This window comes from Proteus terrae (genome assembly GCF_003144325.1).
GTDB lineage: Bacteria > Pseudomonadota > Gammaproteobacteria > Enterobacterales > Enterobacteriaceae > Proteus > Proteus terrae.
Window position 1 is genome coordinate 41,918 of record NZ_PENS01000005.1, and the last position, 12,972, is coordinate 54,889.

10 protein-coding genes and 1 tRNA gene are annotated in these 12,972 nt (G+C 34.0%); 8 read left to right on the plus strand and 3 right to left on the minus strand.

The window, feature by feature from the left end; genetic code table 11:
- Window positions 1–63 precede the first annotated feature (63 nt).
- On the plus strand, window positions 64–1,548 hold the full coding sequence (gene putP / locus DK857_RS05010; protein ID WP_109394027.1) for a sodium/proline symporter PutP: 1,485 nt from the start codon (window positions 64–66) through the stop codon (window positions 1,546–1,548).
- 94 nt (window positions 1,549–1,642) lie between these two features.
- Here putP and DK857_RS05015 read toward each other — a convergent pair whose 3' ends face one another.
- Window positions 1,643–2,473: a hypothetical protein gene (locus DK857_RS05015; RefSeq protein WP_109401704.1), complete on the minus strand. Its 831-nt coding sequence runs from the start codon at window positions 2,471–2,473 to the stop codon at window positions 1,643–1,645.
- Between the two features lie 228 nt (window positions 2,474–2,701).
- The gene (locus DK857_RS05020; protein ID WP_109401705.1) at window positions 2,702–3,550 is read right to left on the minus strand and encodes a hypothetical protein; all 849 of its coding nucleotides are present in this window, start codon (window positions 3,548–3,550) and stop codon (window positions 2,702–2,704) included.
- A gap of 157 nt (window positions 3,551–3,707) precedes the next feature.
- Between DK857_RS05020 and DK857_RS05025 the strand changes: the two genes are divergently transcribed.
- The 6 genes from DK857_RS05025 to DK857_RS05050 all read left to right on the plus strand — a co-directional run bounded on the left by DK857_RS05025 (window position 3,708) and on the right by DK857_RS05050 (window position 10,699).
- The gene (locus tag DK857_RS05025; protein WP_109401706.1) at window positions 3,708–4,154 is read left to right on the plus strand and encodes a DUF6386 family protein; all 447 of its coding nucleotides are present in this window, start codon (window positions 3,708–3,710) and stop codon (window positions 4,152–4,154) included.
- Between the two features lie 613 nt (window positions 4,155–4,767).
- Complete coding sequence (locus DK857_RS05030) at window positions 4,768–5,298, plus strand: fimbrial protein (protein ID WP_109401707.1); 531 nt, start codon at window positions 4,768–4,770, stop codon at window positions 5,296–5,298.
- 62 nt (window positions 5,299–5,360) lie between these two features.
- Window positions 5,361–6,086 (plus strand): fimbrial biogenesis chaperone, encoded by a 726-nt coding sequence (locus DK857_RS05035; protein ID WP_109394023.1) that lies wholly within the window; start codon window positions 5,361–5,363, stop codon window positions 6,084–6,086.
- Window positions 6,087–6,102: 16 nt separating this feature from the next.
- The gene (locus DK857_RS05040; RefSeq protein ID WP_109401708.1) at window positions 6,103–8,631 is read left to right on the plus strand and encodes a fimbria/pilus outer membrane usher protein; all 2,529 of its coding nucleotides are present in this window, start codon (window positions 6,103–6,105) and stop codon (window positions 8,629–8,631) included.
- Window positions 8,628–10,007: a fimbrial protein gene (locus DK857_RS05045; RefSeq protein ID WP_227003120.1), complete on the plus strand. Its 1,380-nt coding sequence runs from the start codon at window positions 8,628–8,630 to the stop codon at window positions 10,005–10,007. The genes DK857_RS05040 and DK857_RS05045 overlap by 4 nt, the downstream gene beginning before the upstream one ends.
- A gap of 2 nt (window positions 10,008–10,009) precedes the next feature.
- Complete coding sequence (locus tag DK857_RS05050) at window positions 10,010–10,699, plus strand: fimbrial biogenesis chaperone (RefSeq protein ID WP_109401709.1); 690 nt, start codon at window positions 10,010–10,012, stop codon at window positions 10,697–10,699.
- Between the two features lie 237 nt (window positions 10,700–10,936).
- Here the strand turns inward: DK857_RS05050 and DK857_RS05055 are convergent.
- A tRNA-Lys gene (locus tag DK857_RS05055) sits at window positions 10,937–11,012 on the minus strand.
- Between the two features lie 260 nt (window positions 11,013–11,272).
- Here DK857_RS05055 and cycA point away from each other — a divergent pair.
- Complete coding sequence (gene cycA, locus DK857_RS05060; protein WP_109401710.1) at window positions 11,273–12,685, plus strand: D-serine/D-alanine/glycine transporter; 1,413 nt, start codon at window positions 11,273–11,275, stop codon at window positions 12,683–12,685.
- The last annotated feature ends 287 nt before the right edge of the window (window positions 12,686–12,972 follow it).

Here is a 12,972-nt window from a genome sequence, read left to right on the forward strand (position 1 = left end):
ACGTTCCTGTACAAGTCAAAAGCATACCAATGATCGGAAACAGATTTATGGAGAACTGCAATTATGGCCTTAACTTCGCCAATGCTAATTACATTTACGATCTATATTCTGGGTATGCTTTTTATTGGCTATCTAGCTTATCGCTCAACAAAAAACTTTGATGATTATATTTTAGGGGGACGACGGTTAGGTAGTTTTGTTACTGCACTTTCAGCGGGTGCTTCAGATATGAGTGGCTGGCTATTAATGGGATTACCAGGCGTGGTATTTTTTGCAGGTATCTCAGAAAGTTGGATAGCTATCGGGCTCTGTTTAGGAGCATGGTTAAACTGGCGTTTAGTTGCTGGGCGTTTACGTTTGCAAACTGAAAAAAACAATAATGCATTAACGTTGCCTGATTATCTAACATCGCGTTTTGATGATAAAAGCAAAATGCTACGTATCATTTCAGCGTTAGTTATTCTTACCTTCTTTACTATCTATTGTGCTTCTGGCGTGGTTGCGGGTGGCATGCTGTTTGAATCTACGTTCCATATTCCTTATCACGAAGCGATGATTTATGGTGCACTTGCAACGATTGCATATACCTTTTTAGGTGGTTTTCTTGCTGTAAGTTGGACTGATACTGTTCAGGCGACTTTAATGATTTTTGCTCTGATCCTGACACCTATTATTGTTATTTTCTCAGTAGGTGGTATTGATACTTCTATTGCCATCATTAAAGCAAAAGATCCATCTTATTTGGATATGTTCAAAGGCCTTGATTTTATAGCCATTATTTCGTTATTAGCATGGGGATTAGGTTATTTTGGACAACCTCATATCCTTGCACGTTTTATGGCGGCTGACTCTAACCAAACTATTCGCAAAGCTCGTCGTATTGGCATGACATGGATGATCCTCTGTTTAGGAGGAACTGTTGCGGTTGGATTCTTTGGTATTGCTTACTTTGAAATGAATCCGGCACAAGCGGGTGCTGTAACAGCTAAAAATGAACGTATCTTTATGGAATTGGCTTCTCTGCTGTTTAATCCATGGATCGCAGGTATTCTATTGTCTGCAATTTTAGCTGCGGTAATGAGTACACTAAGCTGTCAATTATTAGTCTGTGCAAGTGCATTAACTGAAGATTTATACAAGCCATTTATCCGTAAAAGTGCGAGCCAAAAAGAGCTAGTTTGGGTAGGGCGTGGCATGGTGTTATTAGTGGCAATTATCGCAATCTTCTTAGCGCGTGATCCTAACAATAAGGTGCTTGATTTAGTCAGTAACGCGTGGGCAGGTTTTGGTGCCGCCTTTGGTCCCGTGATCCTCATTTCTGTACTGTGGAAGCGCATGACCCGTAATGGTGCATTTGCTGGAATGTTGATTGGCGCTTTAACCGTACTAGTGTGGATGCAATATAAATGGTTTGGGTTATATGAAATTATTCCTGGTTTTATCTTTGCCTCTATCGCTATCGTTGTGATTAGTTTAATGGGTAAAGAACCAAGTAAAGAGAACCAACAACGCTTTAATGAAGCTGAAGCTCAATATCGTAATACATAATAAAGAGAGGTATTAGCTAAAAAGGTCACTTTTTTTAAAAAGTGACCTTTTTTGTTTAATTCAAAATAAAGAGTTTTTATTAATAAAAAGTAAGTTATTCATAATATTCAAATTTATTATATATAGTTGCTGTACTGGTATCGATGATTTTATCATCCTTTCTAACTTCGCTTGTCATATCCCATGTTAAGCAATTATTATATTTATCCCATTCTCGGCATGTATTGTTATATTCTCTTATATCATCATATAAGCTGGTGAATATTTGCATTTGGCGCAAAATTTTACCATCTTTACCATAATGGAATTCTAATGTAACCTCATCATTATCAATTGCTTTGAAAAGGCGTCCTTGTTCATCATAAATATAATGAATTGAATTACCTTGATTTTCTGCAGTAGACTCAATAATAGTTTCTGCTGAAATTTTATCACCTTTATAACTTAGTTTAGCAAAATCAGTTCCTATCAGTGAGCCATCATAATCATAGAAATAAGATGTTTTGTCTATCAACTGATTTTGATTGTCTTTACCATAAAATTCAACTAAATAGAGCGTGTGTGTTCTATGGCGATTTTTTATCTGGTATTTATATTTTAGATTATAAGGCGTTGACATTCTTAAAAGATTTGTCTCAATATGCTCATGAATATATTCTTGTGTAGAAAAGTTATATTTGGTAAGAATTCCACATTCATCAAATTGAGTTTCGCCTTTAAAGGCTTTAAACCGACTTTCTTTAGGCAATTCGCTGGTGGTAGTAATTGTTTTTATTGGTCCATAATTGAAATTAATCGTTATGAACATATTGTTAGATGCATTTACCTGTTTTTCTGATTTATCACAATTTATCGACATTGCAGAAGCTGGCGGTGTAATAAAAAACGTACATAAAGAGAAAATAAAAAATAATGGATATTTCATATAATGAGCCATCTTAAATTTTATTAAAAGAGAACATGCTATAGCACATATTCATCATTAATTGATTTAAGTAGTTTTACACAAATAGTTTTTTAATGAAAGCATAGTAGATGAGTATTTAATCACAGATAAGAAGATATGTAATAAACATAAAAAACCAGTCTATTTTAGATAGTCTGATTTTTATATTGTTAACTTAAATTTGATACGAAAAATATAATATAAATATTATTCGTAATAAATAAACTCGTTATGAAGCATGGCCTTACTAAAATTCACCACTTCATCATCAAATTTAATCGTACTTTCAAGCTCCTCTTTTGAACAATTAGCAAATTTGTCCCATTCAAGGCAAGTCGTGATAAAGGCTTTATCTTCTCCATTAATTCCCTTGATATAGTTTGATTGTTTGATAGTTTTTCCTTCAGAATCATACTGATACTCTACATTTACTTTTCCGTTTTCTATTACGGATTGTAGTTTTCCTTGGGGATTATAGATGTATTCTGTTGTGATAGTCTCAGTTGTAGGATCAGATGATTTGCTAGTTTCTTTGATAATGCGACCATCTTTATAGTCGAATTGGCTGGTGATAGTATCGAGTAAAGTGCCGTCATCTGCGTAATATTGAATGACTTTTTTGTTGAACCGATTCTGTTCATCTTTATGATAGGTTTCTTGCATGTAGATGGAATGTGAGCCATAGGCATTTTTTACTTGAAATTGATATCGAATAACAGAAGGGTTGTTCGGTAATGTCCTTATTAAATTAGTTTCTACATTGCCTTCAAGATACTCCTGCATTGATGTGCTATTTTTCAATAATTCTCCACATTCATCAAAGTGAATTTCGCCTTTTAGTGCTTTAAAACGTCCGTCGTGGGGGATGGTGCTTGTCATCGTGACTGATTTAACAGGGCCGTTATAAGAACTGAGTAATATAATATCGTTATTGGCAATATTGGTTTGTTTTTCAGTATCGGTGCATTGAGTTGAAGCCGCGATTGCTGAAAATGAGGAAACCGCATAAAGGGAAAGGATGATAAGGAGTAGTTGTAGTTTCATAAGACCGTCCATGTATATATACGTATTCAAGCTACATTTTGATTCATAAAATATAAGTCTAGTATAGGGAATTAGTTTGCTAAATTGTATAGATAAAATCCTATATGATTAAGCAGTATATAAAGAAAGAATATTTTGGTACGTTCAGAACTGTTTTTGGAGCATTAAGATGTCAAACGTGTTTTCTTTTATGACTGATACAGCAACTCTGGCCATTTTTGATTTACAAGCGATCCGACATAGAAAATCAGATACAGCAGATTGGTGGAGCATGCCAGATGATGAGTTAGCGGAAATGAACAAGGGTAATATTGTATTTATTGGGTTAGGTAATGATGGCTTTTACACAATAAATCTATGCGACAACATCGAAGAGCCTGATGTAAAAATAAATATAAGCTGTCCATCGGGTAAAGTCTTTATTGGTGCTGGAGAGGACACCACTGGAGGTGATTTAGAGCCAGATGATCCACTGTATCGTTCTGGTGATATTATCTCGTTACCAATAGGAAATTATAAGATTTCATTAAAAAAGGCAGCAAATATTGTTTTTATTTCTATCACTCCAAGTAAAGCGAAAGCAAATAAATTTGAGAATATTTTACGTTTAGATTAAAGAAATATATAAATGGTAATATAAAAATATAATAACAAGTGAAAAAATACCGTTATTTTAAATGTCATTCTTATACTTTATTAATAAGTTAATAAATATAAATCAAATAGTTTATAGTTATATTCAATATGATATAGCGAATATCTTGATTAATGTAGTTTGAATATCACTGAAAGAAAATAGAGGTATAAATAATTACACAGTAATAAAATAAATAACAGGAAGTTTTTATTTGTAAATTTAAAAGTAGTTAATGAATTTATTGATTATATTTTATTAAAAATGATAAATATCAATTTAAGGTAAATTAATATTATTTTTAATATTAATCCTAATAAATTTAACGTTTTTTTGTTAAAAAATGCGTAATAGTCGTATTTAGACTATAAGAATATGCTTAAAATCGAAAGATAGATACGTATTAACCTCTATACACGATGAAGATAGTTGCATTTTATGAGTAAATAAGTTGATAATCATGCATACTTAAATATTAGTACGTAATAAGCATGAAATAAGGTTATTAAACCATTATTATTTCGTGTCAGCCTTTTCTTTTATTCAAAACCCAAAAATAAACTTATTTAGATATATTACCGGAGAGAGTTTTATTATGAATAAAATGCTTCTTGCTGCGATGATCGCAGGTGTTTTTTCATCAACAGTTTATGCGGCTTCTGATAATACCATTCGTTTTCAAGGCGAAGTTTCTGATGAAACTTGTACTGTAACTGTTAATGGTAATTCAGCACTTCCAGTTGTTTTATTACCAACAGTACCCGTAACTGCATTAGATACAGCGGGTAAAACAGCAGGTCAAACACCATTTACAATCGCAGTGAGTGGTTGTACAGGTTCTAAACCAACAGATACAAATATTAAAACTATTTTTATTGCTAATAATCTGACAACAGAAGGTCGTATTGGTAATACTGCGACAAATAACAATGTTAGCTTAGAAATTATTGATCCTGCAAAAACAGGCACCAAAATTGATTTAACAGGTGTAGGTAACGAAGGTTTAGTATTAAAAGCAAACGAAAAATCAGCATCTTATGATTATGCTGTGCGTTATTATGCAGATGATGTTGCAACAGCTGGTAAAGTAGAAGGTAGTGTGCAGTACTCTATCTCTTATCAATAATGCTTATATGTCTCCTTTATATAAAGGAGACATTTTCTATTTATATAAGAGGAAGATAAATAATGAAAAAAATAATAATGTTAATTGCCGTATTATTTTTAAGTTATAGCACAGCATCGTATTCTAGTGTCACTATGCTAAAAACACGTATTGTTTATTCATCGGATTCACGCTTTGAAGTTTTAAAATTTATGAATAACGATGAAATTCCTTACATTATGCAAATATGGGCGGATAAAGATAATCCTAATTCAACTCCAGATGATGCAGATGCTCCTTTTATTATTCAGCCTCCTGTCTTTCGTATCGACCCTAAAACAGGGAGAGATGCACGATTAATTTATACGGGTGAAGGGTTACCACAAGATAAAGAATCTATTTTCTATTTAAATGTGGCGCAAATTCCTCCTAAAGATTTGAATAAAGATATAAAAGAAGGAAATAGCTTTACGGTTATTGTGCATCATCGATTAAAAATATTCTATCGTCCAACAGCGATTGTCTCTCAGCTAAATAATATCGAAAAAAAAATATCATTCTTAAAAGAAAGTAATGGCAATATAAAAGTTAAAAATGACTCACCTTTCTTTGTGTCATTTGCACAACTTGAAGCTACTAATACGTCAGGACAAAAATTTGCATTTAAATCAACTATGGTATCTCCATTATCAACAGAAATATTAACCGCTGAAAATGGAGGAAAACTTTCATTTTCACCTGATAAAATAACCTATAAATACCTTAATGATCTAGGTGGGCAAAACAGCGCAACAGATTTAATTCATTAATAAAAATGGTATTGAAATGAAATTCATAGAAAAAAGCACAGCGCAATTAAATAAGAGAATAAAAGTCGTATTTATAATCGGCTCATTTTCTCTATTTATTCAATCAATGCCTTCTGCATTCGCTGATGACTATGAATTTGATCCTTCTCTATTATTAGGTAGCAAGAATAATATCAACATTAATCAGCTTCACGATAGTAATTATGTGGAGCCTGGTGATTATGATGTTGATATCTATATTAATAATCGTTTTCTTGAAAGAAAAACAGTGAGTTTTCAATTAAATGATAAAGGTAAAGTGATACCGTGTTTTGATCAACAACAGATTGATGAAATGGGTATTTTGCTTGATAACGAGAGTAACCAAGATAATGGTCAATGTTTAGTATTAAACCAGATCAATAAAAACATTGTAGATTCGTTTGATGCTTCTAACTTTAGAATAATGATTGCAGTACCTCAAATCTTATTAAAACGAAGACCACAAGGCTATGTTAATGAAGACGATTTAGATGCAGGCAACACTATGTTGTTCACCAATTATTCTGGTAACTACTATAAGAATAAATCGAACGGACAAGCTTCAGACTATGGTTTTGGTAGTATCAACATGGGTGTAAATCTGGGTACTTGGCAATTTCGCCAACAGGCGTCTTACTCTTATAACTCATCGAAATCGGGAAGTAATAGTGAATTTAATTGGATAAGAACTTATCTACAAAAACCTTTATTGACATTAAAGTCGATGTTAGTTGTCGGCGATATTTATACAACAGGTGCACAATTTTCAAGTCTGGCATTTAAAGGTATTCAATTAATGTCTGATGAAAGAATGTTGCCAGATTCTCAAAAAGGCTATGCGCCTGTTATTCGTGGAATTGCGACGACTACTGCTCGTGTGGTGATAAAGCAAAATGGTATTGAAATTTATCAAACGACAGTATCACCAGGGCAATTTGAAATAGATGACCTTTATCCAACCAGTTATGAAGGGGATTTATTAGTCGAGATTAACGAAAGTAATGGCAAAGTTTCTTCTTTCACTGTGCCATTCACTGCATTACCTGAGTCAGTAAGGGCAGGCCGTTTTAAATATAACTTTACCGCGGGTGAAGTGAATAATTTCGGTTCAGAAAATAGTTATTTTTCAGATATCGCCTTGCAATATGGTATGAATAACACTGTAACGTTAAATACTGGGGTGCGTGTAGGGCATCAGTATCAGGCAGTATTTGTCGGTTCTGTTATTGCCACAAAATTAGGAGCAATAGGTTTTAATTCGGCATTTTCAAATGCTGATGTGGGTGGCAAAAATTATCAAGGTGGGCGTTTAGGTATTAGTTATAGCCGTACTTTTAGCCCAACAAATACCGTTATTACACTTGCAGGCTATAAATATTCAACAGAGAATTTCCGCGAATATAATGATGTCTTGGGGTTAAGAAAAAGTGCAAGTAATGACATGGAATGGAATTCCAGCAGCTATAACCAAGAAAGCCAGTTTACACTTAGTGTTAATCAGTCTCTTGATAAGTGGGGACAACTTTATATTTCAGGCTCTATCAGTAACTATTATGGTAATAAAGGGCATGATGCTCAGTATCAAATTGGTTATTCAAATACCTATAAAGATATAGCTTATAGTCTTGCCTATAGTCGCCAAAAAACGGGTCAAATGACAGCGAATAATACCTTTACACCAATAACAACGGATCCGGTATCAGAAGATATGGTGATGTTATCTGTTTCTATGCCATTAGGACGTTCTGATTATTCACCAATGCTATCGTTATCTTCTAGCCATTCTAGTGATGATTCGAGTTATCAAACGAATTTATCAGGGCTTTTAGGAGAAGATAAAACACTTTCTTATAGTGTAAATGCAGATTACGACACACAAAATAGAGCGGTAGGCAGTGGTTTGCATTTAATCAAACAGCTTCCTTTTACCACGTTATCAGGCAGTATCTCTAATGGTAAACATTACACTCAAGGTAGTGTTGGTATTCAAGGTGCGTTAGTTGCACATAGTGGAGGGGTAACGTTAGGGCCTCGCATTAGTGATTCTTTTGCTTTAGTCGAAGCAAAAGGTGCAAGTGGCGCGAGTGTGAGTAATGGTATGGGAGCACGCATAGATCCCTTTGGTTATGCCATTGTGCCATCTCTTGTCCCTTACCAATATAATAATGTTAGTTTGGATGGGAAAAATATTAGGAATAATAATATTGAGCTATTAGAAAATACTAAGCAAATAGCACCATATTCAGGTTCTAGTACTAAAATCGTCTTTAAAACCCAAGTCGGATATCCTGTATTGATTTCGGTTAAGCCTGCAAATTCATTGGCATTAGGTGAAAATGTCTATGATAAAGATAGACATATTGTTGGCATAGTGGGACAAGGTAATCAGATTTATGTCAGAGTTGAAAATAAAAAAGGGACACTGACTGTCGGTAAAGATGAAGATAGTTGCCAAATCGATTACTCAATACCAGAAGAAAAAGAAGCCGATAAACTTATTTTATTATCAGGTCAATGTTTATGAAATTAAATCGCTGTTTACTTTCTTGTCAGTCCTCTATTTTATTGGCGTTGATGCTATTTCCTTCTTTAGCTTTGGCAACATGTTATAAAATAACAACCACGACGACGAATCCCAATAGTTCGTATTATACCGAACCCGGCAAAGGTTCAGCGAAAAGTTGGGCTGGTGCAAGAGATGATTCTGGCTCAATGGGAAATACGCCAAAAGTAATTAATGTCAATAACGACCAGTTTCAAGTTCCGGGTACATTAGTGGCAAGTGGTTTTGTTTCTTTTTTTGAGGCTGGTTATGAAGTATATGATCCTGAACAAATATTATTTCGTTGCACCGCCGATGAAGAGGGTAAATTAAGAGAGTTTTACTCAACTAATGGCGACTATAGCTATGGTGGCAAAAATTTAGTTAATCCAGCATTAGGCTTAAATGATACTTATATTAGCCTGGCAAGAGGATTAGGTATTCGCATTAAAAACACCATTACAGGCGAATATTATAGTCGCTATTGGAAATCTCGCGCTTTAGATAATTTAGAAAGAGATAGTCTAGGATGGATCTTAGTAAAAGCAAAAAACTTTTCTAATATGGAAGTCGAGTTATTTAAGATTAACTATGAAAGAACAAGTGATATGCCACCTGCACAATCAAGTAGTGGCTTAATTACTTTTATTAACCAACCTGCAGGTTATATTGCTTTTCAAAGTTCTAACTTCTCTTATTTATTAAAAGATGGTTCAGATCACGCGACAAACTATCATGGCTTTTATGCTTATTGGCCTGCGGCTGTAAACATGTCTCGCCGTATTTATATTCGTAATGCATCCACTTGTTTTGTGCGAAATGTTACGCCTTATGTTTCATTCCCATTGGTCACTATTAATGAGTTAGCTAGTGGTAAAAAAGTGACTTTACCTATTACGATTGATTTTTATTGCCAATTAACATCACCAGCGAGTGATGGTATGAGCAATATTTCTAGTGGAACGGGAGCAGGACAAACTGCAATGGGATTTTTACCCAGACCAGCGAATGTCAATAAGGCAATTGAATTAGGATTAACAGTACCTAATGGTGCCGCAATTACCCATTTAGTGACAGACGGTTATGGTACTGACTCAAATATGGCAAAAGGGGTTGGTGTAAGAATATATCGCCCATCAGGTGGAGCATTAAATTTATTATCAACATTAGCTAATGAAGGACAAGGTGAGGGCTACGGTTGGTATCCTGTTTATGATGATGCTAATTCAGTCTCATTTAATAATGGTATTGCCGATTTAACTAAAACATTATATGCCTCATTAGAAGCGTTACCGAGAGAGAAAATAACTGCAGGTAAATTTAATGCGACATTACAAGTGATTATACAGGTGCAATAAATATGAAAAGGATCAGTATTTTTATTCTGTTACTGTGTTTTTCGTTTATCGCCAAAGCGAATTTAGCATTAGATGGTTCAAGAGTGGTGCTTTATCACTCAGACAGAGAAGCATCATTAAATATAAAAAATGATGGCGAGTTTCCGGTGGTGGTTCAAACATGGGTGGATGATGGTAACCCAGAAAATACCCCAGAAACCATAACCGATGTTTCCGCTTTATCACTACCACCAGTATTACAATTAAAACCGAGTGAATCACAACAGGTACGAGTGATTAATAAATTTACCAATACAGATAAAGAGAAAGAAACACTTTATTGGCTGAATTTATATGAAATCATGCCTAAGCCAGCAAATAAAAAATATGATGAAGGTTTAATTAATGTCGTCGTTAGATTACAAGTAAAAGTATTTTATCGCCCTGATGATTTAGTTATGGCGATTTCCGATGTCAGTAGCGCTCTTATTTTTACGAAATCAGATAAACAATTAACAATTGAAAACCCGACACCTTTTTATGTCACCATTAAATCAGCATCAAGTGAAAATAATCCTAATATTCTTATTCCTATGATAGCGCCATTTTCCAAACAGCAAACCAACCTAGTAGATAGTAGAATAAATACCATTAATTATGTTTTGATTGATGATTTTGGCGGGGAATTTAAAGATAAAAAAGAGATAAAATAGACTTTCTGGCGGTTTGTATTGAATTGTCTAGCTAAACTAGATTAATTGTTTGTTTTGATTGATTCTATTTATTTTAAATTTGGATGAAAAATAAGCGGATGCTATTTTCTTTAATTACCGTATTATTTTGAGTGTTTAACTTTAGATAAAAGTGACGTTTTCGCGACGGTTTTATTCCAAAAGCAAAAAACCACTTCTTACGAAGTGGTTCAATTACCTGATTTATCAGCTTAAAATTGGTGGGTCGTGGGAGGCTCGAACTCCCGACCAATTGATTAAGAGTCAACTGCTCTACCGACTGAGCTAACAACCCGATGCGCTGATTATTCTCCTCTCAAATGCGTTGGTCAAGCGCTTATTTTGATTTTTTTTCAAATGTATAAAATATCGCCGAGTAAATTAAAGAAAGGATCTTATCTGGTTATCAAAGCATCATTCATTTTACTAAAAGTGATCTTTTCATTACTTATACTGAGATTTGTGTCACAATAATTTCGCAAACATATTACCGCGTCAAAAAATAAAATAGCGGTGAAAACAACATCGAAAATATGAAAACACTTCAGGTATTGTATGGAAGATCAAACAGAAATTACTCCTCCCGTTAGAGTGAAAAATGCCACTCTACAGCGTGGGCTAACAAATCGTCATATTCAATTAATTGCTATTGGTGGTGCTATCGGTACTGGTCTATTTATGGGATCAGGGAAAACCATTTCGTTAGCTGGGCCATCAATTATTTTTGTCTATATGATAATTGGCTTTGTCTTGTTCTTTGTAATGAGAGCCATGGGCGAGCTGCTATTATCGAATTTAGAATATAAGTCATTTAGTGATTTTGCTGGTGATTTACTAGGGCCGTGGGCTGGCTTCTTTGTCGGTTGGACATATTGGTTTTGCTGGGTGATTACAGGTATTGCCGATATTGTGGCTATAACGTCTTATATTAGTTATTGGGCACCTAATTTTCCTGAGTGGGGTACATCCTTTATTTGTGTACTGACATTGCTTATTTTAAATTTAGCGACAGTCAAACTCTTCGGAGAAATGGAATTCTGGTTCTCCATGATAAAAATAACCGCAATAGTCTCTTTAATTATTGTAGGTATTGTTCTTATCAGTATTGGATTTGAATCTCCTGCAGGGCACACTGCCGCACTAGAAAATATTTGGAATGATGGAGGAATGTTCCCCAAAGGACTAAGTGGTTTTTTTGCTGGATTCCAAATTGCTATTTTTGCTTTTGTTGGGATTGAATTAGTCGGTACCGCAGCTGCAGAAACACGTAATCCAGAAAAATCTTTACCAAAAGCTATTAACGCTATTCCTATCCGTATTATTACTTTTTACGTATTAGCATTAGCCATTATTATGTCGGTAACTCCGTGGCGCTCTATTTTGGCGGATAAAAGCCCATTTGTTGAGCTATTCGTTATGATTGGAATACCTGCAGCCGCAAGTTTAGTAAATTTTGTTGTATTAACAGCTGCTGCTTCTTCTGCGAATAGTGGGATATTTTCCACAAGCCGAATGTTATTCGGTTTATCTAAAGAAGGCGAAGCGCCAAAACAGTTTAGCCAATTATCTAAGCGTGCAGTACCTGCGAATGGATTGTTATTTACTAGCTTATGTCTGTCATGTGGAATTATATTAATTTACTTTATTCCTGATGTTATGCACGTATTTACCTTGGTAACAACAGTCTCTGCGTTATTATTTATGTTTATTTGGAGTATGATTTTATGCTCTTATTTGGCATATCGTAAAAAACGTCCACAATTGCATGAGAAGTCTATCTATAAAATGCCTTTGGGGATTATTATGTCGTGGCTATGCCTTGCATTTTTTGCATTTATGACAGTGCTATTAGCTTTTGAACATGATACTCGCCAAGCATTAAGTGTGACTCCACTGTGGTTTATTGCATTAACAGTTGGTTATCAATACGTTAAGAAGAACAAACAGAAAAACGCTGTTCAAAAATAACATAGTGACGACCACATCAATTACATAGTAAAACGAGAGAGCCTTATTATTTAATAAGGCTTTTTATTAAAAATAAAATGTTATTACTAATAAAATAATTAATAGTTTCTAAAATAAAAAATTATTAAGAATGAAGTTTATATTTATTTTCATTTTTTTACTTATTTTCATCATTAATTTGAGTGAAAAAGAGACGTTATCTTTCCGAAATAAAATATTTTTAAAATGTGTTAACTACATCCGGTATTTTTCTAAAAATACACTATCCTACAATTAAAATAAAAGGA